The organism is Shewanella schlegeliana (assembly GCF_016765635.1).
Taxonomy (GTDB): Bacteria; Pseudomonadota; Gammaproteobacteria; order Enterobacterales; family Shewanellaceae; genus Shewanella; species Shewanella schlegeliana.
Genome location: NZ_JAESVD010000016.1, coordinates 1 through 26,462, shown reverse-complemented (window position 1 = coordinate 26,462; position 26,462 = coordinate 1). Strand labels below are relative to the sequence as shown.

Below are 26,462 nucleotides of genomic sequence, written 5' to 3'. Positions count from 1 at the left end.
AATGCCGTCATGTATCGCATAACAATATTTTTATGCTTCTGTTTATTAAGTGCCTGCGCTCAACAGCAAGCCTTTTTAACGACTCAAGGGGTTAGCCAAGTCAAAATTGAAGCGTTAACGAAACAACTCAATGAGCAAGGTTGGCGGGTAACTCAAACCAATTTACCTATCCCTAACGAGTTTACCAATGCCACTGTTGCGGCCAATCCAGCCCAAGAAAATCAAGCGGATATAGAGCAAGTTGTTAGCACATTAGAACTGCTTGGCTTTTCGGATCCACAAACTTACAAGTTTGCTGAAGGAAAGCACTTCTATAGCATAGACAACATCGGCATCTACTTACGCACTGGCCAAACAAATCTACAGCCTCCGAGTTGGCTTAGAAGTGATGACTGTATTTATGGTGATGCGCTGCTCGCTTTTAATCCTAATGGCCAAGTTACATTAGAGCATGAACCAACCCACACAGAGTCAGATCGGCTAGATAGCTATGTTGGTGTTTGGGTACTTGATGGATCACGCCTCAAGATTAATTTATCTCAAGGAGAGCAAAGCTATATCAGCAGCAATATAACGAGAAGAACTTGGCGAGGCGTTAGCCCCGCACAATTATTTACACCAATCGAAAAGGCGAAGTTTTCCCCTCTCAACTGCAGTTTTATCATCATAGAGATGGAGTAGAGGTTTTGTTGCTATTCACCCGTCAGCAGCGCTAACCGCTCTCGAATGCTATCGCTCAACGGCTGGCTCTTTTCAGTAGTGTAATCGTAATGCACCATAGTAGTTTGTGCTTCGGCAGTCTTCTTGCCGTTCTGCCAGCAGCTTTGAGTCAGCTCAAAACTACTGTTACCTATACGACTCACCCAAGTCTTTACCGTGATATCGCTGGCAAAGTAGGTTGGCGCATTAAAGGCTATGGTGAAGCCCGCCACAATTAGGTTCCACTTAGAGAGATCCTGTGTCGGATTAAAAATCTTGAAAATCGGCTCACGGGCAGCCTCGAACCACACTGGTATCACAGTGTTATTGATATGCCCTAAGGCATCGGTCTCACAAAACCTTGGCTGTAGGGTTAAGCTAAATGCAGTCTCTTGCACAGTAGGATTCCTATTATTGTTCTTAGAGTGGGTGCTCATTTGCAGAACTCATTCTACCGATAAATCTCAGGCTTAGAAGAGCAAAAGGTTAAATGCTAGGTTTAGCAGTGGAATCCTCACATTCCGGATATAAATACCAACACTTTCCGTCCATGGGTGTTGGCATAAATGTTCTGACCGCCATGGAGGGTGGAAATGTCAATAAATGAATGGAACATTTATGGCCAGACATAAATACCAACACTTTCCGTCCATGGGCTTTTAAACAAAGACTGGCATAAATGTTCTGACTGCCATGAAGGGAATATTTATGGCCAGACATAAAAAAGGCACGCTAATGCGTGCCTTTATATTCAATCTTTTAAACCTGTATTAACGGCTATACATCTTATCGATTTCACGTGCGTACTTGTTGTAGATCACCTTACGACGCAGCTTCATGGTAGGGGTAATTAGACCCGCTTCCATCGAAAAAGCATCTGGCAACAAGGTAAACTTCTTAATCTTCTCAAAGCCTGCTAGCTCGCTTTGCAGTGTCTTAAGACGTTGCTCAAAGTGTTCTACTACGTGGGTATGGCGCAGTAGATCCAGCTGTGTTTCATAGTGTACGCCCTTCTCTTTTGCCCAAGCTTCTAATGACTCAAAAGCGGGAACAATCAAGGCGGTCACATAGTTACGCGCATCGGCAACAATCGCTACCTGTTCGATGAACGGGCAGCAGCCCACTTTACCTTCGACACGTTGTGGCGCGATATACTTACCGTTTGAGGTTTTCATCAGCTCTTTAATACGGTCAGTAATAAACAGGTTACCGTTTTCATCAATACGACCCGCATCACCCGTTTTCAACCAACCATCTTCAAAGGTTGCTGCCGTTTCTTCAGGGCGGTTGAAATAACCACGCATCACGGTATCACCACGAACCAAAATTTCGTTGTCTTTACCTAGCTTGATCTCAACTTCAGGGATCGCCTGACCATTAGAGCCCGGAACACGGTTAGCTAAGGTGTTACAGGTTGCTGTAGCCGTGGTTTCAGTCATGCCGTAACCACACAGTACAGGTACATCGATGCTTTGGAAGAACGCACTGACGTTTGGATCTAAAGCCGCACCGCCACAAGGCATAAACTTAAGGCGTCCACCTAAGACCTGCTTTAATTTACTGAAAACTAGCTTATCGGCTAACTTCCACTGCAAACTTAGACCGAGTGAGGCTTTATGACGACCTTGTTTCACTTCAGACTGCTTGTGACCTACAGACATCGCCCAGGTGAACATCTTCTGTCTCATCTCTGGAGCCTTGATCACCTTGTCTTGTACTGCGCTATACACTTTCTCTAAGAAGCGTGGCACTACACATAGGGTATGAGGACGAACTTGTACAATCGCCTCTTTCACCGCCATTGGGTTAGACAGATAAACGTTATGGCCACCACGACTTAACACGTAGAAGCTCCAACCGCGCTCAAATACGTGGCTTAATGGCAAGAATGCCAATGACACATCACCCGGTGTGAACGGTAAGAAATTGTCATGCTGACGCACCATAGAAGCGACATTGCGATAATCTAACATCACACCTTTGGGATCACCTGTAGTGCCCGAGGTGTAGATAAGCGTTAGTAGATCGTCAAGACTCAAATCGTTTAAACGCTCCTCTAGCTCAGAATCTGCTGCGCTGTCTATTTCACGCTCCAACAGATCATCTAGGTAGAAGTGGTTTTGCTTATCTTGTAGTTCGACCGACTTGTCGAACATTACGATACGAGTCAGGCTGTCACATTGAGCGACAAGATCACACGCCATGGCGTATTGCTCTTTATCACCGACGAAAACAAGTTTCGCTTCGGCATCGTTAACTATGTAAGCAGCTTGTTCAATTGTGCTAGTCGGATAGATAGGCACAACAACTGCTTTAGCCTTTAACAGGCCTAGATCGGCACAGGTCCACTGTGGACAGTTCTGTGACAAAATGATTGCGCGGTCTTGTGATTCAATACCAAACTGAATCAACACTCGTGCAATTTTTGAGGTGATAGTGTCAAATTGAGCCCAACTCACTTGATGCCAAGGTGCTGCAGTTTCGAAGCCTTCGAGTGCAGTCGCATCGCCAAGTGCTTGGCTCTGTTGCTGTATTAATCGTACTACGTGATATTGCTCGAGCGACATAAAATAGCTACCTTTTAGCTTACAAGTGTTCCGCTTTGACGCAAGTTTACTCGAAGAAACTCTAAACACTAAGAGTTTTTGCTCTATTTCTGTTAACTCAGACACAAAAAAAGACTGCCCAGATTAGGGAACAGCCTTTATTTAACAAGAACTCTCTGAAGCTAAGTATCTTAATTAAAACAGAAATACTTTATTAACATTTGTATGTATTTACTGCGATTTCAGAGACAAAACAAAGATTAAATTTTAAACATCTCGCGTTTTCCACCCTGAAAATTTCAATTTTTATCCTATAAACGCAGCAGATCTCCTCGCCATAAACGCCGCTTCGCACGCCAAAGTGCCTACATGATTAGTAGCCCATCAGCTGCCGAGCCTGCTCAGTTAGTGCATTGACCTGAAGAAAAGTAGTTAGCCACTGCATAAAGACATTGATACAGTAACAAGGCTCATATAGGCACGCTAAATTGCAAAAAAAGGAATCTGTATCATGCTTCATGGAATGTACTCTCAATTACGCGCTCGAGTGGCCCCTGCGCTATGGCGTAAAAAACCGCTAGCCACGGCGTTCTTACTCGGTGCGGGACTGCTCATTCCTTCTGCTCAGGCGGACACTTCAGCCAAAACACTTCAATCTAACTCAAACAATCAGCAAGCTTGCTATGTCGATGGTCTATCGGAGCAGATGCAGTGCGGCTTTATCTTAGTCCCTGAAAATTATGCCAAGCCAGACGGCAAACAGATTGAGATCCACTATGTCGTGATGCCTGCCATTAAGCCCAGCGACAAAGTCGAAGCCCTTCTCGCGATTGCGGGCGGCCCAGGGCAATCTGCCATCGAAAATGCCCAAGGCTTCGATCGCATGCTCTCAAAAGTACGCCAAACCCAAGACGTGATCCTTATTGATCAGCGCGGTACAGGCCAATCAAATCAATTACAGTGTGTCGGTGATGGTTTCGACAGTGCTCTGGCTGTGAACGAAAGTGATTTTGATACCCGGGTCGAGACTCAGAAATGCCTCGACACACTCGATGCAGACGTCACCCAATATGGCAGCCTCAATGCACTGAAAGACTTCGAAGCAATAAGACAGCATCTGGGCTATCAGAAGTTACACCTCTACGGCGTATCCTATGGCACACGCATGGCTCAGCTGTATATGCGTCACTACCCGCAAAGCCTAGCAACCGTCACCTTAGATGGCGTGGTACCTATGCAGCAGAGCGTGCTCGCCATAGGTAACGCTATCGCCCGAGCCTTCGACCTACTCATTGAAGATTGCGCCAATAACCGCCTTTGCCATGGTCAGTTTCCACAGCTTAGATCCGATCTGGAAAAGGTCGATGCCGAGCTGACTCAAGGGCCAAAGATTAGCCAAGTGCCCGACCCGCTTACCGGTGAAATGACCCAACTGACTCTGACCCGTAGCAAGTTTAAGGGTGCACTACGCATGGCGCTGTATTCTCCAAGTACGCGCTCGCTTATGCCCCATGCGATTCACCAAGCCGCCAAGGGCAACTATCAACCGATCACTGGCCTCTATGCCATGGGGATCGACAACACAGGTATCGCCATGGGGATGCATGCCTCTGTAGTGTGTGGTGAAGACTGGCAACGCCTAACACCTGAGTTACGTGCAAAAACCAGCGAAAGCTACTTTGGTAAAGAGATGCTCAAAACCTTTTCCGAGTCCTGTGCGGTGTGGAACATGCCAGCGGTCGATGCCAGCTTTAGCGAACCGATCGACAGTGCTATCCCGACACTTTTACTATCAGGCGAGCTCGATCCTGCTACCCCACCGAGCTGGGGGGAACTGGCAATGGAGAAGCTCAGTAATGCTAAACACTTTATTGCCCCCTATGCGACTCATGGGGTGGCATACCAGTCCTGCGGGAATGATTTAATCGCACAGCTGGTAGAGCAAGGGTCGGTAGCCGAACTGGATGCCGAGTGCCTCAATGAGGACATTCGCCGTAACTTCTATCTTAACGCCAGCACGGTTGAAGCGATTCCGAGCGACACTACTGAGCCAAAAGAACAAACAGCCCTGATTAAGTAAGGAAACCACCATGATACAAGTATCAAATTTATCAAAACGCATCGGAGATGTGCAGGCGCTGAACGATTTAAGTTTTTCGGCACACGATGGCCAGATCACCGGTCTGCTGGGCCCAAATGGCGCAGGCAAGACCACCTGTTTGCGTACCGTGTTTGGCCTGCTTAAACCCGATAATGGCGTAGCCGAAATCGACGGCATCGATATCGCTAAATCCCCCGTTTCCGCCAAGCAGCAGCTAGGTCTGTTTCCCGATCCCTTTGGTCTATATGAACGCCTAACCCCGCGGGAGTACATTAGTTACTTCGCCGAGCTAAATGGTCTATCCCGCAGGGAAGCCAAACTGGCGACCAGCAAGGTGATCGATAAGCTGCATCTCGCCGATATCGCCGATAGACAGTGCAAAGGCTTCTCACAGGGCCAAAGAATGAAAACCGCATTAGCACAGGCAATAGTCCACCAGCCAACCAATATTATTCTCGATGAGCCCACTCGCGGACTGGATGTGATGAGCACCCGCGTACTACGAGATATCTTGCGAGATCTAAAGAATCAGGGGCACTGCGTGTTATTTTCGAGCCATGTGATGCAGGAGGTTGCCGCCCTATGTGATCAGGTCATCGTGATGGCAGAGGGACGAGTCGTTGCGGTGGGTAGCCCAGATGCGCTATGCCAACAAACTGGAAAAGCGTCACTTGAGGATGCCTTTATTCAACTGATTGGTACTGACGAAGGCATCGCAGCCTAATACGTGGCGTTAAAAGGATTTCAAAATGAGTAATAAAATAATTTCCATGATCCGCAAAGAGCTGATCGACGCCGCCCGTGATAAACGCTCGGTAATGGCTGGCCTCTACTATGCGGTCGGTGCACCACTGCTGATGTGCGGTATGTTCTTTCTGCTGATAGGCCAGCTAACCAGCCCAGAAGATCTCAATATTAAGATCGGTAACGCCCAAGGTGCACCGGATCTGGTTAAGTTTCTCTCTAGTCGTGGCATTTCCCAAGGTGATAGTGAAGACACTAAGGACATTCAGCTGGTGATCAGCGATAACTACGCAGCCAATATGGCTAAAGGACTTAGCGCCGAAGTGACTGTGATTGCCGATGCCTCAGATGAGAAGCTACAGATCTCGATTCGCCGTCTCGAAAAGAGCCTGCAGGAGTACAGTGGTGAGATGGGCAGCCTACGTCTTATCGCTCGTGGTATCGACCCTAGAGTGATGCAGCCAATTACGCTTAATGTCGAAGATAAGGCCACTCCTGACTCTAAGGCGGGGATGATCTTAGGCTTAGCAACCATGACCATGATCTACGCGGTATTTATCTCAGGCATGAACTTGGCCATCGATACCAGCGCTGGAGAGCGTGAGCGTAATTCACTGGCGCTACTACTGAGTCATCCGGTTTCTACTTGGGAAATCGTTATAGCCAAAATCACTGCAGTGACTATTTTTGCCATGGTGGGACTCGTGCTGACACTCATTGTGTCCAAATTCGCTTATGCCTTCGTCCCTTGGCAGGAGCTTGGGTTTGCCGTCAGCGTTAACACTAGTTTTATGGTGATGATGCTGATTATCGGCGCCCCAGTGGCAATTATGGCGGCCTGTTTGCAGCTGTTTGTCTCTTTTATGGCCAAGAGCTTTAAGGAGGCCCAGTCATACATCACTATCGTGTTGATGGTGCCGATGATGTTAGCCATGGCAGCTAGCTACAACATCGCGCCAGAGACAATTCAGTGGTTACCCGTATCTGGACAACTACAAGCCTTGATAGAGTTTATTAAGGGCCGCGAGCTACCGCTGACGCAGCTAGCCGTGTCATCGGCATTTACCCTCGCTATCGCACTCAGCCTTGCTATCGGCATGCAAAAATCCCTCAAGAGCGAGAAGATTGTCTTCGGTCTGTAGAGAGATAATGGGCTATCGGGGGAAACTCTCCCCCCGACACCCCCTTCATTTAATAACCCTTTAAGGATAAGGAATATGGAAATGGAATTTTTCGATAAAATCTTAGCAAGTGATAACTATGGGTTTATGGCAATGCTTGCTTTAGCTGTAGTGGTTATCTGGTTTCTACCAGCCATGTTGGCACTGGTGTTTAATCGCAAGCACTTCAAACTTATTTTACTCGCCTGTATTCCTGCTGGTTTTTCACTGATTGCATGGGGTGGCGTGATGGTTTGGGCTATCACAGGAAAGGCCGTTGATAAGTATGCGAACCGAGCTGATGTTGAAGGTTAATTCGCTTTTTCTATTACTGAGTCACACTGAAAAGTAAGGAGTAAGATTATGGATTTACCACTTATTATTTTGATTATATCTATCGTAGCAATTGCGACCGCAGGAGAAGCATTTAAGCATTACTTGAAGTCCCGTAAAATCACCAGTTCTGAGATCATGAACAATGAGCTTGAATTATTGCGAAAGCAAAACAAGCACTTAGAACAGCGCGTGTCAGTACTCGAAAAAATTGTGACTGACAGCAGCTACGATCTCAAATCTAAGATCAACGCACTATAAACTCGATGATTACAACCCATAGTTTAATAACTTAAGCGGTAAACACTTAAAGTATTAACAGCGGTCATGGGTATTTTTTGCCTCAAAGGCTAGGAGAATAGAGCGCATCGAGACACGCTCTTGTTTATTCAATTAACCCACTTTCAACTAAGACTTACTTAGCCTTAGGTCTGAACGGCTTAATAACCGACTCGTCGCATTCTAAAAATGGGCCATCCATTAGGTCTATACAGTATGGAATTGCTGGGGGAATATAGAGAGCGCATCGAGACACGCTCTTGTTTATTCAATTAACCCACTTTCAACTAAGACTTACTTGGCCTTAGGTCTGAACGGCTTAATAACCGACTCGTCGCATTCTAAAAATGGGCCATCCATTAGGTCTATACAGTATGGAATTGCTGGGGGAATATAGAGAGCGCATCGAGACACGCTCTTGTTTATCCAATTAACCCACTCTCAACTAAGACTTACTTAGCCTTAGGTCTGAACGGCTTAATAACCGACTCGTCGCATTCTAAGAATGGGCCATCCATTAGGTCTATACAGTATGGAATTGCAGGGGGAATATAGAGAGCGCATCGAGACACGCTCTTGTTTATTCAATTAACCCACTTTCAACTAAGACTTACTTAGCCTTAGGTCTGAACGGCTTAATAACCGACTCGTCGCATTCTAAAAATGGGCCATCCATTAGGTCTATACAGTATGGAATTGCAGGGAACACAGCATCAAGACATTCACGGATCGACTTTGGCTTGCCTGGTAGGTTAACGATGAGTGAGTCACCGCGTAGGCCCGCTGTTTGACGCGATAAAATTGCTGTCGGTACAAACTTCAATGATTCCGCGCGCATCAACTCGCCAAAACCCGGCATCATACGATCACACACGGCTTCAGTAGCCTCTGGAGTCACGTCACGCTTAGCTGGGCCTGTGCCGCCAGTGGTCACGATAAGGCTACAGTTTTGCTCATCGGCCATCTTAATCAAGGTTGCAGAAATCACATCCTGCTCATCAGGGATCACCTCATAAACAGGCTCCCACTCAGACGTCAGGTATTCGTTCAGCACATCGATAATCGCCTTGCCTGAGAGATCTTCATAGACACCCGCACTGGCTCTATCACTTACTGTCACAATACCGATTCTAGCTTTGCTCATTCTCTGTTCCTTCAATCTGATTATAGATAAACTGCTTGTTTGAAAGTTTATCGTGAACGTTAGCGTCTCTAATAGTGTGGCGTTAAAGTAGCACAAAGTTAACTAATTAAACTCGATAAATTTAGCCCTAAATACAAAAACTGCGAACCGATGATTTTTTGGTTATTCATTAGCCAACGCCCTGTTTCTGCTCAAAATATAGACACAAGCAAATACATTTACCGCAAACGAGATATAGCTCGCAATATTTTTGATATCCCAGCCTGCGCCAGCACTTGTTTTCGACAAATTCTACCGTACTCTTGCGCCTACTCGAATTCAGTCGAATTCATACCATGTCGAGGGACAATATTTGAACAGTACTCAGGGCCTATTGCGCGTTAGTTTAGCGTTTGCAACTATGCTTTTTTCTCACCTTATCTATGCAGAGCAAATCCAGCAAACGTTGCCAACCAAGAGCAGCGAACAGCCATTCTTCAGCAGTCAACAACTGGCCGAAGAGCGTAGCCAAGCCTATGATGATGCGATCGATGCTCTCGATAACCAAGAAGATGACTGTAGCACTGAACAGGTTTGTGACGAGCTAAGTACTGCTATCACAGATCTTGAATACGCCAAGCGCAACCATATCGACAAAAATGGCCTAGCCATGTTCGATATTTTAGGCGGACCGGCATTCACACCTGAAAATGGCCTGATGATGGCTCTTGGCGGCCTGTACTCCTTTAAAACCGAGCGCGAACAAACTGAGCTGCAACGTTCAAGTGTGTCTCTGTTTGGCATAGTCAATAAAGGCGAAGGTGATGTGGGTTACAGTCTACGTTCGAGACAAAACCTATTTTTCGATAATGACGATATCCGCTATAGCGGCTTGTTTGTGTTAGCGGATCAGAGTGAAAACTTCTGGGGCGTGGGTTATGACGCAGGGAAAAAACAATCGGCATCCGACCACACCTTATTAAATAAAACCTCGCTGACTTATCACGCCAACTTGGACTTTAAAAGTGATTACGGCTTCTACTTTGGCCCTGCACTACGCCTAAATTATTTCAAACCAGATGAAACCAATCTGCCGCCGACGGCAATTGATGATGAGAATTTTCAGGAGTTCAAAGATAAGCCACTGTCGATCGGTTTAGGCTTCTCGCTTAATTACGACAGTCGTGACGTCACAGTTAATGCTTGGCAAGGCCAGTACTTAAACTTCGAGTACATCAACTATAACCCAAGCTTTGGCAGCGATAACCACTATCAAAAAGCTCTTATCGACCATCGCTACTACCTGACTTTAGCGCTAGGAAAGGTGTTGGCGTTCTATAACGCTTATCAGTGGAGCGAAGGCGAAGTCCCTTATTACGATCTGCCAACCCTTGGCGGTCAATCGTCACTGCGCGGCTTGTATCAAGGTCGCTACCGCGATAAGTCAGCTATCGAGCACACCTTAGAATATCGTCACACCTTCTTACGTGATAACGGTGAGCTATCGGCTCATGGGGCAACAATTTGGGCTGGCGTCGGCTCTATTGCCGGTACAGACACAGAGCTTTACGAAACACTGCTATACAGCTACGGCTTTGGTTACCGCTACGAGTTACAGCCTAGGATGAACGTACGCGTAGATCTTGGCTTTAGCGACGGCGACAGCGGTTTCTACCTCACCTTTACCGAAGCTTTTTAAATTTAATCCAGAGATCGAAATAAATGAACAAACACCTTGTGATTGTGATGCTACTGAGTGCCATCACCCTTAATGCGTGGGCCAATGACAATAGCGACACGACTGACATTGAACGCAAGCAACCCGCTCACTGGAGCCATCTGCCAATTTGGGGCGATAAAGCGCGCGAGCTAGGTTATCAGTTACCTATTCCAGTAGGCCTTAATATTTACTACAACAAGCAATCGGTTGCTTACGACGCCAAAGACAATTTCAATCTAGGCCTAAGAGGCAGTGGCTGGCTAAATAACCTTAATGCCAATGTGGTGATCCCTGCTGATGACGTGATCATCACCGGAGAAGATGAAAGTATTCAGCTAAGAGCCGATGCTTGGGTGCTGCCATTCCTCAATATTTATGGCCTTGCAGGTTACACTAAGGGTCACAAAGATATTCTAGCGGACTTGAGTAACGCTGAAGGCTTAGGCAATAGCGGCATCGATATGGTGTTGCCTATTCCTATCGAGTACACGGCGTATAACTTAGGCTTAGGTGCGGTACTGGCAGGGCAAGCCGAGGTCATCCCAGGTATGCACCCATTCATCTTTACCGGTGTCGCTGCGTTTACTAACTCTTGGACAACCACCACAGATAGCACGATTCAAACCTATATTGGCTCAATCCGTATGGGGCAAAGATATGATGTTGGCGGTGACAAACTAGCCTTCTTAGTCGGTTACAACTATCAGATGATCAATCAGAAAATTGGCGGTAGTTATGACTTCAATATCCCGTTACTCGGAAGACCTGGCGGGATCGCCATCGATTATGATGTTCACCTAGTTAGCTCAGAGAGCCACAATATGTCGGTGAGCATGGTGTACGACTTCGGTCCTAAAGATGAGTGGAACGTGTTTATTGAATACGGCTTCTTAAACTGGGATCAGCTGCTACTCTCTGTAGGGCGTCGCTTCTAACGACGACGAGTGATACCGACTCAAGATGCTAGCTTAGGCTCGCATCTTGAGGCCGTTATACCCATTACATTACGGTCTTCTCGATAACCAGTATTTTTGCTTCCAATAACTATTATTCAAACTAGAGATCATCACCCCTTGGCTAGTTGAGGCATGCAAGAATTGCGAATCTCCCAGATAGATCCCCACATGACGTGTGCTCCAGCCAGTTTTGAAAAACACCAGATCGCCAGCGCGTAACTGACTCTTGTTAACGCTCTTACCGATATCTTTTTGCTGCGCCGTGGTTCTAGGCAGTTGCACGCCAAAGCGACTCTGATACGTCTGCACCACAAATCCTGAGCAATCTATGCCCTTTTTGCTCATACCACCTAGGCGATAAGGCACACCTTTCCATTCTCGATGCATCTGTATTAATTGATTTTTTGTCTCGGAAGCATTCGATGATACGTTTTTTTTACCCGCGGAAAGGCTTTGAGATGGCGCACTAGAACAGGCGCTTAATAGCGTGACAAAAATTAAAATGGCTAGGACTCTCATTTTCACCCAAATATTAAAACGATCATTTAAATTTTAACCCACAGAGCTAAAAATAAGATTAATAGTAAATAAATTTACCCACAAGGCGATCAAAGCTGTTTTTTAAACTATACATAATTAAACAGACAAGCTAATTAATGGAATGCTTATATGGAAAACTACTTTTTTAATATCTATAACCAGAGCGATTTCGCTCTATGTAAGGTTACCGAGAACCAGTCCGATATCAAAGAAGAGCATACTCAACAGGAGGAGCGTGAAGAGGAGACTCCCAGTTACATTCTGGGCTACAACTAGATGCCTAACGATCTCAATATTCGGCCGCAGCTAATGCTCTCCCCATTGGCGCGGCTTATTTTTTATCCGCAATATTATTCTATTTATCAACTTGGAGTGAGTATATAAATACCTCATAAATAGCTTTCAGCAATCTGGTCCCGCCTTTAAGTAACAGCACTCGAATAACCAGCATTTAAATAGCCGCTTTAAAAAACCTTTGAACAAATCAGCTGACAAATATTTATTCATCTATTTGGTATCAGATATAATTATTAAGCAAAATCCAAGACTATTAATTCACACACAATCCACTAGCCTAAATTCTTTTTAAAGCGCATCGATGCTACAACAAGCCCAACCACCGTAAATACCGCCAACCAAGTCACGTCATAGGTCATATCGATAATTTCAACATCTCGCAGCACCACACCACGGATTAATCGCATAAAGTGCGTGGCGGGCAGCGCCTCCGCGATATATTGCGCCTCTAACGGCATCCCCTCGTAAGGGAACATAAAACCCGATAATAATATGGAAGGCAATAGCACAAAAATGGTCATCTGCATCGACTGGAGCTGGCTTTTGGCGATGGTCGAGATCACTAAACCTAAGGTTAAACTCGCCATAATAAACAGTAAGGTTGCCCCTGCCAGCTGCAGTAAACTGCCGTTTATCGGCACATTAAACACGCTATACCCCAGACCGAGAATAATGATGACCTGCACTATGCCAATAAACATATAGGGGATAATCTTGCCTAGCATCAGCTCAATGGAGCGGATTGGCGTGGTGATCAACATCTCTAAATTGCCACGCTCACGTTCGCGCACAATGGCCGCCGAGGTGAACATAATCATGGTCATGGTCAAAATCACCCCCACCAGCCCGGGTACAATATTCACTGCGGTGCGCTGCTCTGGGTTATAAAACAGCGCCACCTCGAAGGTGGGTGTGGTTCGATTCGCTGGCATCCCGAGCAGTTCTGTTAACGGCATGGCGCGCAAGCCTTTAATGGCCGCAGCCACCATAGTATCGGAGCCATCAACAATCCACTGGGCGACTGGGCGACTGGTTTCCTCATCACTGGAGGGCGGCGTACCGAGGCCCACTGTTTTGTGGCGCACTAAACGCTGACTGACATCTTTGGGGATCACCAGCACCGCTCTCACTGCACCACGGGCGATGGCTGCATGAGCCGCCTCAACGTCATAGAACTGCTCGGTAAACTCCACTACCTGAGTGGCTCTAACGGTTTGGATCAGCACCCGACTCAAGGCGGTCTGGCTCTGATCGACTACGCCAACTGGGATATCACGAATATTAGTATTAATGGCAAAACCAAATAGCATCAACTGAATAAGCGGGATCATAATCACCATACCAAAGGTCATTCGGTCACGCTTAAGCTGGGTCAGCTCCTTAACCACTATCGCCTGCAGCCGATAAAGCGTCTTCATTGGCGCCCCTTACCCGTGCAGGTGACAAATACATCCTCAAGACTCGGCCTCACCAGTGTTAGCCTATCCAGTGGCAAGGATTGCTTTTCACTTAAAAATCGGACTGGATCATGGCAACTACTTTTGACTAAAACCCTTAATCTAGAGCCTAGCTGAGCAGCACTGATCACCTCGGGAAGCGCCAGCAACTCTTGCTTAAGCAGCCTTAAGCTTGTGGATTCGACCTCAACCACCTGTGCCCCCATATTTTGCATCAACTCGTCAGGTGAGCCATCTGCGCGCTTAATACCCGCCTCTAATATGGCGAGCTTATGACAACGCTCGGCTTCATCCATATAGTGGGTCGAGACTAAGATGGTGGTGCCCAGCTCACACAGATCGAATAGTTTCTCCCAGAAATCGCGCCGATTTTCAGGATCAACCGCCGAAGTGGGTTCGTCTAAAAACAGCAACTCTGGCTTATGCATGGTTGCCGCCGCCAAGCCTAGACGTTGTTTCTGACCTCCGCTCATGCTACCAGCTAGTTGGTTGGCTTTTTGATCTAAGCCATAGGTATGCAGCAACTCCTCTATCCGTGCAGTTTGCTCTTTACGGGGTAGGCCGTAGATTTTGGCGATAAACTTAAGGTTCTCTTTTACGGTCAGATCGTCATACAGAGAAAACTTCTGCGTCATATAGCCAATTTTCAAGCGTAGCTTTTCCGCATCCCTTGGTAGCTGCAACCCAAGCACTTCAACCTCACCAGAAGTCGGTAGCAATAGGCCGGTGAGCATGCGAATAGCCGTGGTCTTGCCACTACCATTTGGCCCGAGAAAACCGTAGATCTGCCCCTTCTCAACCTCAAAATCGAGATCTTGTATCGCCTTTAAGCTACCAAAGTCTCGGCATAGTTGTGTTGTTTTGATGACCGGTTGATTCATGGCATCTCTACCTGAGCAGGCACACCACTAGGTAATGAGGCCGAACTCTCAGGAAGTTGCACCTCGGCAAGGTACATCAAGCGCGAACGCTCCTCTTGGTTAAGTGCATAGTAGGGGGTAAAAGCGGGTTCATTGGCGATCCAGCGCACCTTGCCTTCGATGGGATCGTCTATACCATCGACATGGACTAATAGCTGATCGCCAATGCTTATCTTCACTCGATAAGGCTCTGGCACGTAGACTCGTGCAAAGGGGGCTTTGCCCGCCAATACCACAGCCAAGGGACTACCTTGAGTGACGCGCTCACCCAAATTCCAAGGCAAATTATCGAGAATACCGTCGCGGGTGGCTCGAATGGTTAGGTCGTCGAGTTTCTTCTGCTCACCTAACAACACAGCCTCGCTGGCCTGCAAGTTTGCCAAGGCAAAACGAATGTCCTCTTCACGGGGACCACTCACGAGTTCCAGCAGGTTTTCCTGAGCGCTATCAAGACTTGCGGCATCGGCATCACGGCCAGCTAAGGCTCGGTCTAGATCGGCTTTACTGGCAAGGTTATCTTTCGCCATGCTGGCGATACGGCGGTAATTTGCTTCACTTTCTTGCAGCCGGGCTTGTGCTCCAGTCACCATAGCTCTAGCAGAAGCGATCTCCTCTTCACGGGCACCTTTAAGTAACTTTTGATAGTTAGCAGTTGCTTGCGCAACATCGGCTAACGCTTTGGCGACGTGAGCTCTTTGCTGCGTATCATCGAGTTGCACCAGCACTGTGCCTTTGGTGACCATGCTCCCTTGCGCCACTGGCAAAGCGACAACAACCTCATTGGTGGTTGCCGTGAGTGCAATGCGTTGCCGCTCAAGACTTCCTAGCGCCACATGCTTTGAGCCGCTATCACATGCCGTTAGTATCAATAGCAGAGAAATCATCAGTATGCGCACAATAACCATCCTTAATCACGTGTAGCAGACTCGCTGTTTATCTCTCCAAGATACGCCTAATTCGTGACGAATCAAGTCTGATACTCACTATCATTAATTCCGTTCCTAGGCGATTGCAGATAACAAAAAGAGCACCTGAGTGCTCTTTTCTTGTGACTATGGATATACTTACACCGCCTGTCCCGCAGCGACACCTGAACTCCAGGCCCATTGAAAATTAAACCCTCCTAACCAACCACTTACATCCATTACTTCACCAGCAAAAAATAAGCCAGAAACAGATTTGGCCTCCATGGTTTTAGAGGATAACTCATCAGTATCGACACCACCTAAGGTCACTTCTGCGGTGCGATAACCTTCGGTACCATTCATCACTAATGCCCATGACTCAAGGTCGACCGCCAACTGCTCGCGCTCTGCATGTACAAGTTGGTTCAACGCTTTATTGAGTAGCACCTCTTCAAACAAGACCTCAACGAGTCGCTTAGGTAACCATTGCGACAGGGCATTACGTAGGCTCTGTTTCGGACTTGCCTCAAGCGCTTGCTGGATCTTAGCGCGTACATCCTCTCCCGGCAGCAAGTTGATACTAATCGCTTCGCCAGGATTCCAATAATTTGAGATCTGCAAAATCGCAGGGCCCGATAAACCACGGTGCGTAAATAACAATGCCTCACTAAACTGAGTGCCGTCTTTAGCAGTAATCGTACTTGGCACCGCGATACCCGATAACGGTTCGAAGCGCTGCTTTTGCTCACTATGCCAAGTAAAAGGCACTAGACCAGCATGGGTAGACAGCACCTTAAGACCAAACTGTTGTGCAATATGGTAACCGTAAGGCGATGCACCTAGCTTTGGCATAGACAAGCCACCCGTTGCGATAACGAGCGACTCACAAGTGTAGTGCTCTTTATCTGTCTTTAGCTCAAACAGACCGTCGCTATTTTTATTTATCTCACTGATTTCAGTGCGCAATTTAATCTGTGCGCCAGCCCACTCACACTCGGTAAGCAGCATGGTGACAATCTCTTTGGCCGAGTCATTACAAAACAGCTGACCGTGATCGCGTTCGTGATACTCAATACCGTGGCGCTCAACCAGCTCGATAAAGTCACTGGAGCGATAACGCGCAAGGGCAGACTTTACAAAGTGGTGGTTACTGCAAATAAAGTTTGCAGGCTCCACCTTTTGATTGGTGAAGTTACAGCGGCCGCCGCCGCTAATAAGGATCTTTCGACCCGCTTGCTTAGCGTTATCCAGCACCAATACATCACGGCCACGGTAACCCGCAGTCGCTGCGCACATTAGCCCAGCGGCTCCAGCACCAATAATGATGACGTCATGATGTTTCACTCGATAACTCCTAAATAAATGGCACCTATCGTTAGTAAACGCTAGGCATAAAAAGGGCGCCATTTTAGCACTGTTTTTTGTACAGGGAAGTACTTATCCCATCTTCGCCATAGACGGCAATAAGTCGGATTTGTACAGGGAAGTACTTATGCTACAGCCAACATCTACGCCATGGATGGCAAGAAGTGGGATTTGTACAAGGAAATACTTATGCCACAGCCAACATCTACGCCATAGACGGCAATAAGTGATATTGGTACAAGAAAGTACTTATCCTAAAATAAGAGGTGACGCTGAAAAACAAAAAACCGAAGCTAGGCTTCGGTTTTAATCAACTCAATTAAGTTGTTCTGTCTAATAGCTAAAAACTATTCTGCCGACGATGTCTCAGACTTTTGCTCACGGCTAAGTAGCTCTTTAGCGGCATCAACCGGTGACTTGCCTTTATACAAGACTTGATAAACCTGTTCGGTGATCGGCATCTCAACGCCTAAACGCTTAGCCAGCGTGTAGACCTCTTTAGTGTTGCGATAACCTTCTACCACTTGGCCAATCTCTTCCTGAGCCGCTTCAACATCTGAGCCTTTGCCCAATGCTAAACCGAAACGACGGTTACGAGACTGGTTATCGGTACAAGTTAGTACCAAATCACCAAGACCCGCCATGCCCATAAAGGTAGAGGCTTGTGCTCCCATAGCTTCACCGAGTCGAGTCAACTCAACTAAGCCACGAGTAATTAACGCTGTTCTTGCATTGGCACCAAAACCGATACCGTCTGATAGGCCTGCGCCAATCGCGATAACGTTTTTAACAGCACCACCAAGTTGCAGACCAATAAAGTCGTTATTAGCATAAACACGCAAACGCTTTGGGCTATGCAGTAATTCGACTAAGTCTTTAGTGAACTGTGGGTCAGTACCCGCAATCGAAATCGCTGTAGGCATACCAGCAGCAAGCTCTTTAGCGAAAGTCGGTCCTGATAGTACGGCTAATGGGTACTCATCGCCTAACACTTCGCGAGCAACATCTTGTAATAAGCGGCCGGTCTCAGGCTCTAGGCCTTTCGTCGCCCAAACAATACGAGAGTCTTTACGCAGCAGCGGTTTGGCTTGATTCAGCACTAAACCAAAAACATGGCTAGGAACAACCACTAGTACATTGTTAGATGCAGCCAGTGCAGTCGCTAAGTCAGCCTCTGGAATCAATAGGTCTGGTAATGGAATACCCGGTAAAAACGCTTCGTTAGATTTGTCGTTTATCAGGTTTTCAATGTGCTCGGGTTCGTGGCCCCAAAGCATGGTTCTGTGGCCATTGCTTGCTAAAGAAATGGCAAGGGCGGTCCCGTAAGAGCCCGCCCCCAGTACCGTAATGTCGGCAGTGTTTTTCATGCTATTAAGCGTTAGCTTCTTCTGCTGGAGCTTCAGCTGCTGCAGCTTGACGCTGTTGAACATACTGAGCAAATAGTGCGTCAAAGTTAACTGGCGCTAAGTTTAGTTGTGGGAAAGTACCACGGCTTACTAGGCTACCAATTGCTTCGCGAGCATATGGGAAAAGAACGTTAGGGCAGTATGCACCTAGAGAGTGAGCAAGCTGCTGTTCAGTTAGACCAGCGATAGCGAAGATACCCGCTTGCTGAACTTCACATAGGAACGCAGTTTCTTCGCCGTTTTTAGCTGTAACAGTCAAAGACAGTACAACTTCATATACGTCATCAGATAGTTTGTTGCTGCGAGTATCTAGATCAAGCTTAACTTCTGGGTTCCACTCTTTTTGGAAAACAGCTGGGCTGTTTGGTGTTTCAAAAGAGATATCTTTTGTGTAAACACGTTGAATGTTGAATTGTGGACCTTGTTGTTCGTTGTTTGCTACTTCAGACATACTATCCTACCTTTAAAAAATGTTAATGAGGCTACTTCAAAAGAGCCAGTCTCAGGGCTTTACAAGCTTGATATTGAAACCAAGTTTGCTATCCCGGTTTTTAATTTATTTAGTCAACAGACGCTTTTTAGGAGGGAACACGCCCTCAGTTCAATGCTGGTAACCACAATAAGTTGAGAGCTAACACTCTAATCAATTACTCAACAAAAAAGCAATGGCTACACTAACACTTCAATCTTCCACTTCTATCTTTTGCTTTTTGAAACAGGCAAATTATTTGACTGCCACTCACCCATACCACCTTTCAGGTTGCTCACGTTTTCAAAACCGAGCTTAACCATCAACTGAGCAGCTTGAGACGAAGTCATGCCAGCGTTGCATACCATTATAATGGGACTAGCTTTTGAGTTTTCAAGGGTTTTAAGCTGATTATTTTTTATATCGGCTAGCGGTAGGTTGATAGCGCCAACGATATGCCCCTTCTTAAACTCTTCTTTACCACGCACATCAACCACTTTGGCGTCTTGTTTGTTGATCATCATAGTCGCTTCTTGATGATCCACATTTTTAACTTTGGAAACACTTGTCTTAATCGTTATGACGATAACGCCGATAAACAAACCAACCCAAGCCACGCTTAACATAGGGTTAGCTTTAAAAAATTCCATATATTCTTGCATCGTTACTGCCTACTATTTTCAGGGCCAAATATAATGAGGGCACAGAGTATACCATTGCTTCAGGCAGAATACAGAGTGTTAGTCACGCTTGGAGAGATAGAGCAGCCTTGAAAGCCCTTCGATCGCGCAATTCGATAACGGCAATCTGGGTAAATAACTTTATACCCGACCATAATTGGTAGTAATATTTAACCAATTCCGATTTAAATCTTATTTTTTTAAACTTAAAGGTACTACCATGACGACACGCAAACGCCCGTTGGCATTGCTGATCCTCGATGGCTGGGGTTACCGTGAAAATACTCAGAAAAATGCAGTTTTTCATGCTAATACACCCGTTCTAGATCAGTTAAATGCAACATATCCAAACAGTTTAATTTCAGGTTCAGGCATCGATGTTGGTCTACCAGATGGTCAGATGGGTAACTCTGAGGTCGGACATATCAATATTGGCTCTGGCCGTATCGTCTATCAAGAACTCACTCGCATCAGCAAATCTATCGATGATGGAGAATTTGATAGCAATCCAGCACTGACCGCTGCGGTAGACGCTGCAATCAAAGCCGATGGCGCAGTTCACATCATGGGCCTCTTATCTCCAGGTGGTGTTCATAGTCACCAAGATCATATCGAAGCCATGTGCCGCCTTGCCGTAAAACGTGGTGCTAAGAAAGTGTATCTACATGCCTTTTTAGATGGCCGCGACACCCCTCCTCGCAGCGCAAAGCCTGAGCTAGCTCATTTTGAAGCACTATTCGAGACACTAGGCACAGGTCAAGTAGCCTCTATCATAGGCCGTTACTACGCCATGGATAGAGACAACCGCTGGGATCGAGTTTCTCAAGCTTACGAACTGATCACCGAAGGTAAGAGCCTACACCAAGCAGCAAATGCAGTAGAGGGGATCGAAGCCGCTTACGCCCGAGATGAAAACGATGAGTTTGTTGGCAGCACAGTGATTCCTGATGCGCAGGGCAAGATTGCTAAACTTGAAGATAATGACGCGCTAATTTTTATGAACTTCCGTGCCGACCGTGCCCGTCAAATCACTCGCAGTTTTGTCGATGCAGACTTCGAGGGCTTCGAACGGGCTGTCACGCCTAAGATCAACTTCGTCATGTTGACCGAGTATGCCGCCGACATTGACGCTGCAATCGCTTATCCATCGAGTGATCTCGTTAATACCTTAGGCGAGACTTTACAGAATCACGACCTGACTCAACTACGCATCTCAGAAACAGAAAAGTATGCTCATGTGACTTTCTTCTTCAATGGCGGCAAAGAGGAACCGTTTAAGGGAGAAGATCGCATTCTGGTTCAATCTCCGAAAGTGGCAACTTACGACCTTCAACCTGAGATGAGCTCTGCCGAGCTAACCGATAAGCTTGTTGCTGCTATTGAGTCGACAAAATACGACGTCATCATCTGTAACTATCCAAACGGTGACATGGTTGGCCATACCGGTAACTTCGATGCTGCAGTAAAAGCCTGTGAAGCAGTCGATAGCTGTATTGGTCGAGTCGTCGAAGCGCTAGAGAAAGTCGGTGGTGAATGCTTGATTACTGCCGATCATGGTAATGCTGAGCAGATGACCGATGAGAAAACCGGTCAAGCCCATACGGCCCATACCAGCGAGCTGGTGCCACTAATCTATGTTGGACGTGATGCAGAGATAGAAAAAGGCGGACGTTTAAGTGATTTAGCGCCGACTATGTTAACCTTGATGGGACAAGAAGTGCCTGCAGAGATGACAGGCCGCTCGATTATAAAACTCAAAGAGTAATATACCAACTCCACTAAAGATGTGCTCAATTCAGAGCTTTCTCAGGGCTTTCAATTCTAGGCGCATTGTGGAAGAAATGGTTTATTCCTTTTGAGACAATGCAACGCAGCAGTGAAAGTCCTGAGAAGCTCACGCAGTGCGGGTTTAAAATCACTTAATACGGCACATCTGGCTTTCGATATAGAATAACTATTAGCTACAAGCCACTTGCTTGTCTAAAGTCATTTTAATTCCCGCTGAATGAGCAACTATTTAATGGAATTGGTATAACACGTGAACATTCGATTTTTTATTAAAGCCAGCATTATTGCTGGCTTTCTATCACTTCCTTTAATGGTTAATGCGACTGATCTTGAGCGTCGCCAGTCTGAGCTAAAATCGATTCAAGCCCAGATAAATAAGCAACAGTCGGCTGTAAAAAATACCAACAAACAAAGGGAGCGATTGATCTCTTTATTGAAAGATGATGAAAAAGCGATTGCTCAAGCCGCTAGAAAAGTTAATAACACTAAGCTGGACTTGGCACAAACCGACAAGCAGATTGCCGAGCTAGACGCTAAACAAGTTCAATTAAATAAGTTAAAAACAGCACAACAGAAGTCACTATCGAATCAACTCGCGAGCGCCTACTTAGCAGGTAATCACGATTACACCAAGATGCTGCTAAACCAACAGTCTCCAGCGAGTATTGAACGGTTACTGGCCTACTACCAGTACCTTAATAACGCCCGTATAGAGTCTATTAATCAACTACAAACCACCCTTAAAGAGTTAGATGAAGTTCAAGCTAAGCAGCAAGAACAACAGAGCCGACTCAACAAACTGGTGCTTGAACAACAACAGCAAGCAAAAAAACTAAGCCAAGAACAGTCCCAGAGGCAGAGCACGCTTACCCAGTTACAGAGAACACTAAACAGTAGTGGTGCTAAGTTAGAACAGCTACAAATTGAAGAGGCCAGCCTAAAGCGAGTGGTGGAACAAGCGCTGATGGCAATGAAAAATAACCCATCATATGAAGGGTTATCGAGTCGTAAAAAACTCAAATGGCCAGCTAACGGACGCATAAGATCAGCCTTTGGCAGCAAACGGTCAGGGCAGGTAAAATGGAAAGGCGTCATCATTTCAGCAGCAGAAGGCCAAAATGTTAATGCAATTGCAGGCGGCAAGGTTATTTATGCCGACTGGCTACGCGGCTTTGGTATGGTCTTAGTGGTCGATCATGGAAAAGGATATATGAGCCTATACGGCCATGCACAAGCATTACTTAAGAGTGCTGGCGACTCTGTAAGTAAAGGCGAGCCTATCGCATTGGTCGGACGTTCGGGTGGACAGACAGAGCCTGGCCTATACTTTGAGGTAAGGCACAAGGGGCAAGCAGTCGATCCTGCAAGGTATTGCAAACGTTAGACCATATAACCCCTTAAGATATAAGGGGTTAATATGTCACAGTGCATACGTTATTTTTGCTGTCTTGCTGCGGGGTTAGCATTAGGGTTATCGGTTACCCTATCCGGACAAGAACATACCCAAGAATATAAGTCTCATTTAAGTTACCCGGTGCTTCTCGATATCATCGACACCGTTGAGACCTATTACGTGCAAAAATTCACGGAAGAGGAGCTTATAGAGGCTGCCATCGAAGGCATCTTCAATAAACTCGATCCCTACTCAAGCTTCCTGGATAAACAAACCTTTGCCAGCATGCAGGAGATCAACAGCGGCGAATATTTTGGTTTTGGTGTTGAAATCGCAACCGATAACGACCAAATCACCATAGTAACGCCTTTTGCCGAGTCACCAGCAGAAGCAGCAGGAATCAAACCTGGCGACCGAGTCATCAAACTCAACAAGCAACAAGTTACGGCAGAGAAACTAGAGAGTATTCTCGATGAGATTAAGCAGCATAGTTTAAATAACCTTCCTATTGAGCTTGAAATGGTACGAGCTAATTCAGACATTCATTACTCAGTGATACTTAAGCCAAGCCTTATCGCAATCAATCCCGTAGAAGCGGAAATTTTAGATAATAAAATCGGCTACATCCGCCTATCTAGCTTTCAAGAGAACACCACCCAGAAACTGGTAAAACAGCTATCACTATGGCAACCAGAAAAACTGAACGGGATCATACTCGACCTGAGAAATAATCCGGGAGGCTTGCTCGATCAAGCTATAACTATCGCCGACCTATTTCTAGATAAAGGCCGTATCGTGGCGACTGAGGGACGATTTTTTGATGCAAATTCAGACTATTACGCGTCACCACATACCATGGCAACAAACATCCCTATGTCGGTATTGATCAACAAAGGCTCAGCCTCGGCCTCTGAAGTGCTTGCTGCCGCACTGCAAGATAACGGCCGTGCAAAACTGATCGGCCAAACTAGCTTTGGTAAGGGCACCATACAAAGCCTTATCCCTACTCTGATGGAGGGCAACGCGATAAAACTCACTATCGCCAAATACACCACCCCAAATGGCAACGACATACATTCGAAAGGTATTGAGCCAGATATAAAAATTGAACTGGAAGCTGTATCGGAAGGTGAAAGTATGCCTATAATCGAAAAAAATTCACTCCGTGAATCTGTTGCTAAAGACAAACTAGTCAACTCAGCAATTGCATGGATTAAGGCCGAAAAATAATAACCTGTGCGCTATTTCCTATTATTACTCTTTCTACTGTTACCGAGCGCTAGTGTATTCGCTAGCAAAATAGCCATCATCATTGACGATATTGGATATCGTCAATCTGATAAGGCAGTGCTGAGCCTACCCGCCAATATCACTCTCTCAATATTGCCGCATACGCCATTGGGTAAGAGCCTAGCCTCTGAAGGCTATCGTCAAGGTAATGAAATCTTAGTCCACCTGCCTATGCAAGCGTTAAATGGTAAGGCTATTGGCCCAGGAGCCTTAACTAATGTGATGGAAGAAGCTGAACTCAAGGCTCAGCTAAGAGATTCGATTGCCAGTGTGCCCTATGCCAGTGGCGCTAATAATCATATGGGCAGTTTACTAACACAGTTAGATGCACAAATGCGCTGGGTAATGGAATCGCTGCAGCAGCACAATATCTACTTTATCGATAGTATGACCACTAAATATACTCGCGCGGGCACAATGGCCGAAACTATCGGGATACCATTACTAAGAAGGGAGATATTTCTAGATAACGACCGATCACAAGCAGGCTTAGAGAAACAGTTCCGACATGCAATATCATTAGCACATGAAAAACAGAGCATAGTGGTGATCGCCCACCCCTATCCTGAAACGATTAACTTCCTGACAGAAAACTTACACAGGTTGGCGAATGAGGAGATTGAACTGGTACACACATCGCAATTACTACCGCAACGTGTGAACACAAGAGTATCGGCTAATGAGGCTTTACTGCAGGATTGAGATCGACAGATCAGGTAGTAGAGACTTAAGCTCCTGCTTATTAGTCACTATCATATCTAAGCTGTAGCCATCTAATACTGCTAAATAGGCATTCACAGCATCACCTAACACACCTTTAAGCTTACAAGCAGGTGTAAATAAGCAGTAAGGCTTACTACAGTCGATTGGTGCTAAAGAGTTTTCTAGAGCGCGTACGACTTGGCCGATATTAATTTCAGCTGCAGGCTTAGCAAGTCTAAAACCGCCGCTCTTACCACGAACCGTTTGCAAGTAACCAAGTTTACCTAGGTGATGAACAACCTTTGAGATATGGTTCGCCGACAGGTCAAACACTTCCGTGATCTCTGAAATACGGAAAAGTGACTCACGCTCAGAATGCAATGCCAAATACATTAGCGTTCTTAAACCATAATCTGTGTAACGAGTTAACTGCATTGATTAACAATCCATAAAATAAGTATTTAAAAGGCTCTCTAAAGGGACTGTCAGGCGTTGGTAGCCGCTTCTAAAGAACTAATTAACCACAAAGCCTCAGTATCTGTCTTACCACAAACATCCTCTGTAGCCGCAAATAAGCCACATACAGCTGGGCGCTCAACCTGTCCGAACAGTTTACATAAGTTGCTATCATCTAGCTGTACACATCTAATCCCTGCAGGCTTTCCATCTGGCATTCCAGGGATAGCAGTGGTGATAGATGGCGCAATACAACAAGCACCACAGCCTAAACGACAATTCATGTTCTTACCTTAATCTGTACAACGCACATTATAGCCCTATCAGCTCATAGAGTGCTGTGCAACATCACATACTATACAGCAAGCTGATAGTTAGTTTGTTGATCCGTGATCAGTGTATACACTTTTATTGAACTTTTTACAAAAACTAGACCTAATGTCCATCAAAACCCAAAAGCCTCTTCACTCTTTGTTTATAAGAGCTGCTAGGGCTTATCACAACGAAAAAAGCCTCATCTTTCGATGAGGCTTTCGTCTCTATGTTGGCGGAGCGGACTTGCTCTTATCAAGAGACGAACCCGCGCCCCCCGGCGTGACAGGCCGACTTTCTCTAATGAAAAGCCCTAATATCTCCTTGGATGGAGTGTATGCTCAACATTGTCTGGAGCAATGTGAGTCCAACTGAACTACGAAGTGCATGGATGCACAAATGTCACGATGACCATGGATGGTTGAGAGTGACCGCTCCTTTAGCAACCTACATGCGCATTTCGCTTTAATTATTCTTTGAAAAACACATACGAAAAAGCCCTGCTATTTCTAGCAGGGCTTATCGTAATGTTGGCGGAGCGGACGGGACTCGAACCCGCGACCCCCGGCGTGACAGGCCGGTATTCTAACCAACTGAACTACCGCTCCTTTAGCAAAGTGCTTACGCATGATGCTAAATTCTTTTTAAGTCGCTAGCTTGTCAGGGCTAGGAGACTCGATTTTCAATGAAAATCTAAATAGGCGCCTGGAAATGACCTACTCTCACATGGGGAGACCCCACACTACCATCGGCGATACTGTGTTTCACTTCTGAGTTCGGAATGGATTCAGGTGGGACCACAGCTCTATGGTTTCCAGACA

At 46.1% G+C, this 26,462-nt stretch carries 26 protein-coding genes, 1 tRNA gene, 1 rRNA gene and 1 pseudogene; 13 read left to right on the top strand and 16 right to left on the bottom strand.

From position 1 onward, the window contains the following. Nucleotides 1-9: 9 nt before the first annotated feature. Complete coding sequence (locus JMA39_RS20195) at nt 10-681, top strand: hypothetical protein (RefSeq protein WP_202723692.1); 672 nt, start codon at nt 10-12, stop codon at nt 679-681. 11 nt (nt 682-692) lie between these two features. On the opposite strand, the gene JMA39_RS20190 is transcribed toward JMA39_RS20195, so the two are convergent. Both JMA39_RS20190 and JMA39_RS20185 read right to left on the bottom strand, forming a co-directional pair. Beyond that, the gene (locus tag JMA39_RS20190; RefSeq protein ID WP_237732947.1) at nt 693-1,136 is read right to left on the bottom strand and encodes an acyl-CoA thioesterase; all 444 of its coding nucleotides are present in this window, start codon (nt 1,134-1,136) and stop codon (nt 693-695) included. 333 nt (nt 1,137-1,469) lie between these two features. After that, on the bottom strand, nt 1,470-3,266 hold the full coding sequence (locus JMA39_RS20185; RefSeq protein ID WP_202723691.1) for an AMP-dependent synthetase/ligase: 1,797 nt from the start codon (nt 3,264-3,266) through the stop codon (nt 1,470-1,472). Between the two features lie 490 nt (nt 3,267-3,756). Between JMA39_RS20185 and JMA39_RS20180 the strand changes: the two genes are divergently transcribed. From JMA39_RS20180 to JMA39_RS20160, 5 genes are all read left to right on the top strand, one after another. Further along, entirely contained in the window at nt 3,757-5,325 is a 1,569-nt protein-coding gene (locus JMA39_RS20180; RefSeq protein WP_202723690.1) for an alpha/beta hydrolase, read from the top strand. 10 nt (nt 5,326-5,335) lie between these two features. After that, on the top strand, nt 5,336-6,070 hold the full coding sequence (locus tag JMA39_RS20175; protein WP_202723689.1) for an ABC transporter ATP-binding protein: 735 nt from the start codon (nt 5,336-5,338) through the stop codon (nt 6,068-6,070). A 25-nt stretch (nt 6,071-6,095) separates the two neighbouring features. Further along, complete coding sequence (locus tag JMA39_RS20170) at nt 6,096-7,232, top strand: ABC transporter permease (RefSeq protein WP_202723688.1); 1,137 nt, start codon at nt 6,096-6,098, stop codon at nt 7,230-7,232. Between the two features lie 75 nt (nt 7,233-7,307). Beyond that, nucleotides 7,308-7,565 carry a superinfection immunity protein gene (locus JMA39_RS20165; RefSeq protein ID WP_237732946.1) on the top strand — a complete coding sequence of 86 codons (258 nt, stop codon included), beginning with the start codon at nt 7,308-7,310 and terminating at the stop codon, nt 7,563-7,565. 48 nt (nt 7,566-7,613) lie between these two features. After that, complete coding sequence (locus JMA39_RS20160) at nt 7,614-7,844, top strand: hypothetical protein (protein ID WP_202723687.1); 231 nt, start codon at nt 7,614-7,616, stop codon at nt 7,842-7,844. Between the two features lie 154 nt (nt 7,845-7,998). Here JMA39_RS20160 and JMA39_RS20155 read toward each other — a convergent pair. After that, a pseudogene (locus JMA39_RS20155) lies at nt 7,999-8,094 on the bottom strand (molybdopterin adenylyltransferase); the annotation flags it as partial. Between the two features lie 378 nt (nt 8,095-8,472). Further along, nucleotides 8,473-9,006 (bottom strand): molybdopterin adenylyltransferase, encoded by a 534-nt coding sequence (gene mog / locus JMA39_RS20140; RefSeq protein WP_202723686.1) that lies wholly within the window; start codon nt 9,004-9,006, stop codon nt 8,473-8,475. A 400-nt stretch (nt 9,007-9,406) separates the two neighbouring features. On the opposite strand from mog, the gene JMA39_RS20135 reads away from it, so the two are divergent. Both JMA39_RS20135 and JMA39_RS20130 read left to right on the top strand, forming a co-directional pair. Continuing rightward, complete coding sequence (locus JMA39_RS20135) at nt 9,407-10,684, top strand: BamA/TamA family outer membrane protein (RefSeq protein WP_202723730.1); 1,278 nt, start codon at nt 9,407-9,409, stop codon at nt 10,682-10,684. A gap of 23 nt (nt 10,685-10,707) precedes the next feature. Further along, the gene (locus JMA39_RS20130; protein ID WP_202723685.1) at nt 10,708-11,640 is read left to right on the top strand and encodes a hypothetical protein; all 933 of its coding nucleotides are present in this window, start codon (nt 10,708-10,710) and stop codon (nt 11,638-11,640) included. 69 nt (nt 11,641-11,709) lie between these two features. On the opposite strand, the gene JMA39_RS20125 is transcribed toward JMA39_RS20130, so the two are convergent. After that, nucleotides 11,710-12,180 (bottom strand): NlpC/P60 family protein, encoded by a 471-nt coding sequence (locus JMA39_RS20125; protein ID WP_202723684.1) that lies wholly within the window; start codon nt 12,178-12,180, stop codon nt 11,710-11,712. A 150-nt stretch (nt 12,181-12,330) separates the two neighbouring features. Here JMA39_RS20125 and JMA39_RS20120 point away from each other — a divergent pair, with 150 nt between their 5' ends. Continuing rightward, the gene (locus JMA39_RS20120) at nt 12,331-12,477 is read left to right on the top strand and encodes a hypothetical protein (protein WP_202723683.1); all 147 of its coding nucleotides are present in this window, start codon (nt 12,331-12,333) and stop codon (nt 12,475-12,477) included. A 293-nt stretch (nt 12,478-12,770) separates the two neighbouring features. Here JMA39_RS20120 and JMA39_RS20115 read toward each other — a convergent pair whose 3' ends face one another. The 7 genes from JMA39_RS20115 to JMA39_RS20085 all read right to left on the bottom strand — a co-directional run bounded on the left by JMA39_RS20115 (nt 12,771) and on the right by JMA39_RS20085 (nt 19,682). Further along, the gene (locus JMA39_RS20115) at nt 12,771-13,916 is read right to left on the bottom strand and encodes an ABC transporter permease (protein ID WP_202723682.1); all 1,146 of its coding nucleotides are present in this window, start codon (nt 13,914-13,916) and stop codon (nt 12,771-12,773) included. Next, the gene (locus JMA39_RS20110) at nt 13,913-14,836 is read right to left on the bottom strand and encodes an ABC transporter ATP-binding protein (RefSeq protein ID WP_202723681.1); all 924 of its coding nucleotides are present in this window, start codon (nt 14,834-14,836) and stop codon (nt 13,913-13,915) included. The genes JMA39_RS20115 and JMA39_RS20110 overlap by 4 nt, the downstream gene beginning before the upstream one ends. Continuing rightward, nucleotides 14,833-15,780: an HlyD family secretion protein gene (locus JMA39_RS20105; RefSeq protein ID WP_202723680.1), complete on the bottom strand. Its 948-nt coding sequence runs from the start codon at nt 15,778-15,780 to the stop codon at nt 14,833-14,835. Before JMA39_RS20105 ends, JMA39_RS20110 begins: the two co-directional genes overlap by 4 nt. A gap of 159 nt (nt 15,781-15,939) precedes the next feature. Next, the gene (locus JMA39_RS20100) at nt 15,940-17,124 is read right to left on the bottom strand and encodes a BaiN/RdsA family NAD(P)/FAD-dependent oxidoreductase (protein ID WP_202723679.1); all 1,185 of its coding nucleotides are present in this window, start codon (nt 17,122-17,124) and stop codon (nt 15,940-15,942) included. Nucleotides 17,125-17,492: 368 nt separating this feature from the next. Continuing rightward, nucleotides 17,493-18,512, bottom strand: coding sequence for an NAD(P)H-dependent glycerol-3-phosphate dehydrogenase (gpsA, locus tag JMA39_RS20095; protein ID WP_202723678.1), 1,020 nt, complete (start codon nt 18,510-18,512; stop codon nt 17,493-17,495). A gap of 4 nt (nt 18,513-18,516) precedes the next feature. Continuing rightward, nucleotides 18,517-19,002, bottom strand: a complete 486-nt coding sequence (gene secB / locus JMA39_RS20090; protein ID WP_202723677.1) for a protein-export chaperone SecB — start codon at nt 19,000-19,002, stop codon at nt 18,517-18,519. 245 nt (nt 19,003-19,247) lie between these two features. Beyond that, nucleotides 19,248-19,682 carry a rhodanese-like domain-containing protein gene (locus JMA39_RS20085; protein WP_202723676.1) on the bottom strand — a complete coding sequence of 145 codons (435 nt, stop codon included), beginning with the start codon at nt 19,680-19,682 and terminating at the stop codon, nt 19,248-19,250. A 238-nt stretch (nt 19,683-19,920) separates the two neighbouring features. Here JMA39_RS20085 and gpmM point away from each other — a divergent pair, with 238 nt between their 5' ends. From gpmM to JMA39_RS20065, 4 genes are all read left to right on the top strand, one after another. After that, nucleotides 19,921-21,465 carry a 2,3-bisphosphoglycerate-independent phosphoglycerate mutase gene (gpmM, locus tag JMA39_RS20080; protein ID WP_202723675.1) on the top strand — a complete coding sequence of 515 codons (1,545 nt, stop codon included), beginning with the start codon at nt 19,921-19,923 and terminating at the stop codon, nt 21,463-21,465. Nucleotides 21,466-21,738: 273 nt separating this feature from the next. Continuing rightward, nucleotides 21,739-22,872 carry a murein hydrolase activator EnvC family protein gene (locus tag JMA39_RS20075; protein WP_202723674.1) on the top strand — a complete coding sequence of 378 codons (1,134 nt, stop codon included), beginning with the start codon at nt 21,739-21,741 and terminating at the stop codon, nt 22,870-22,872. 33 nt (nt 22,873-22,905) lie between these two features. Further along, a complete protein-coding gene (locus JMA39_RS20070; RefSeq protein ID WP_202723673.1) occupies nt 22,906-24,111 on the top strand; it encodes a S41 family peptidase in 1,206 nt (401 codons plus the stop codon). 6 nt (nt 24,112-24,117) lie between these two features. Next, the gene (locus JMA39_RS20065; protein WP_202723672.1) at nt 24,118-24,873 is read left to right on the top strand and encodes a divergent polysaccharide deacetylase family protein; all 756 of its coding nucleotides are present in this window, start codon (nt 24,118-24,120) and stop codon (nt 24,871-24,873) included. On the opposite strand, the gene JMA39_RS20060 is transcribed toward JMA39_RS20065, so the two are convergent. From JMA39_RS20060 to rrf, 4 genes are all read right to left on the bottom strand, one after another. Continuing rightward, complete coding sequence (locus JMA39_RS20060) at nt 24,859-25,308, bottom strand: Rrf2 family transcriptional regulator (protein WP_202723671.1); 450 nt, start codon at nt 25,306-25,308, stop codon at nt 24,859-24,861. The genes JMA39_RS20065 and JMA39_RS20060 overlap by 15 nt on opposite strands. A 50-nt stretch (nt 25,309-25,358) precedes the next feature. Further along, a complete protein-coding gene (locus JMA39_RS20055) occupies nt 25,359-25,613 on the bottom strand; it encodes a YkgJ family cysteine cluster protein (RefSeq protein ID WP_202723670.1) in 255 nt (84 codons plus the stop codon). A gap of 559 nt (nt 25,614-26,172) precedes the next feature. After that, nucleotides 26,173-26,249 (bottom strand) — tRNA-Asp (locus JMA39_RS20050). Between the two features lie 95 nt (nt 26,250-26,344). Beyond that, nucleotides 26,345-26,460: ribosomal RNA gene (gene rrf, locus JMA39_RS20045) — 5S ribosomal RNA — on the bottom strand. Nucleotides 26,461-26,462 lie beyond the last annotated feature (2 nt).

Excerpts from the sequence above, each read along its gene's own strand:
- JMA39_RS20180 (WP_202723690.1), top strand. The coding sequence starts at position 3,757 with ATGCTTCATGGAATGTACTCTCAATTACGCGCTCGAGTGGCCCCTGCG.
- JMA39_RS20060 (WP_202723671.1), bottom strand. The coding sequence starts at position 25,308 with ATGCAGTTAACTCGTTACACAGATTATGGTTTAAGAACGCTAATGTAT.
- JMA39_RS20170 (WP_202723688.1), top strand. The coding sequence starts at position 6,096 with ATGAGTAATAAAATAATTTCCATGATCCGCAAAGAGCTGATCGACGCC.
- JMA39_RS20105 (WP_202723680.1), bottom strand. The coding sequence starts at position 15,780 with ATGGTTATTGTGCGCATACTGATGATTTCTCTGCTATTGATACTAACG.
- JMA39_RS20085 (WP_202723676.1), bottom strand. The coding sequence starts at position 19,682 with ATGCAAGAATATATGGAATTTTTTAAAGCTAACCCTATGTTAAGCGTG.
- JMA39_RS20120 (WP_202723683.1), top strand. The coding sequence starts at position 12,331 with ATGGAAAACTACTTTTTTAATATCTATAACCAGAGCGATTTCGCTCTA.
- JMA39_RS20130 (WP_202723685.1), top strand. The coding sequence starts at position 10,708 with ATGAACAAACACCTTGTGATTGTGATGCTACTGAGTGCCATCACCCTT.
- JMA39_RS20195 (WP_202723692.1), top strand. The coding sequence starts at position 10 with ATGTATCGCATAACAATATTTTTATGCTTCTGTTTATTAAGTGCCTGC.
- JMA39_RS20115 (WP_202723682.1), bottom strand. The coding sequence starts at position 13,916 with ATGAAGACGCTTTATCGGCTGCAGGCGATAGTGGTTAAGGAGCTGACC.
- JMA39_RS20070 (WP_202723673.1), top strand. The coding sequence starts at position 22,906 with ATGTCACAGTGCATACGTTATTTTTGCTGTCTTGCTGCGGGGTTAGCA.
- JMA39_RS20160 (WP_202723687.1), top strand. The coding sequence starts at position 7,614 with ATGGATTTACCACTTATTATTTTGATTATATCTATCGTAGCAATTGCG.
- gpsA (WP_202723678.1), bottom strand. The coding sequence starts at position 18,512 with ATGAAAAACACTGCCGACATTACGGTACTGGGGGCGGGCTCTTACGGG.
- JMA39_RS20135 (WP_202723730.1), top strand. The coding sequence starts at position 9,407 with ATGCTTTTTTCTCACCTTATCTATGCAGAGCAAATCCAGCAAACGTTG.
- JMA39_RS20165 (WP_237732946.1), top strand. The coding sequence starts at position 7,308 with ATGGAAATGGAATTTTTCGATAAAATCTTAGCAAGTGATAACTATGGG.
- secB (WP_202723677.1), bottom strand. The coding sequence starts at position 19,002 with ATGTCTGAAGTAGCAAACAACGAACAACAAGGTCCACAATTCAACATT.
- JMA39_RS20185 (WP_202723691.1), bottom strand. The coding sequence starts at position 3,266 with ATGTCGCTCGAGCAATATCACGTAGTACGATTAATACAGCAACAGAGC.
- JMA39_RS20175 (WP_202723689.1), top strand. The coding sequence starts at position 5,336 with ATGATACAAGTATCAAATTTATCAAAACGCATCGGAGATGTGCAGGCG.
- JMA39_RS20110 (WP_202723681.1), bottom strand. The coding sequence starts at position 14,836 with ATGAATCAACCGGTCATCAAAACAACACAACTATGCCGAGACTTTGGT.
- gpmM (WP_202723675.1), top strand. The coding sequence starts at position 19,921 with ATGACGACACGCAAACGCCCGTTGGCATTGCTGATCCTCGATGGCTGG.
- mog (WP_202723686.1), bottom strand. The coding sequence starts at position 9,006 with ATGAGCAAAGCTAGAATCGGTATTGTGACAGTAAGTGATAGAGCCAGT.
- JMA39_RS20055 (WP_202723670.1), bottom strand. The coding sequence starts at position 25,613 with ATGAATTGTCGTTTAGGCTGTGGTGCTTGTTGTATTGCGCCATCTATC.
- JMA39_RS20190 (WP_237732947.1), bottom strand. The coding sequence starts at position 1,136 with ATGAGCACCCACTCTAAGAACAATAATAGGAATCCTACTGTGCAAGAG.
- JMA39_RS20125 (WP_202723684.1), bottom strand. The coding sequence starts at position 12,180 with ATGAGAGTCCTAGCCATTTTAATTTTTGTCACGCTATTAAGCGCCTGT.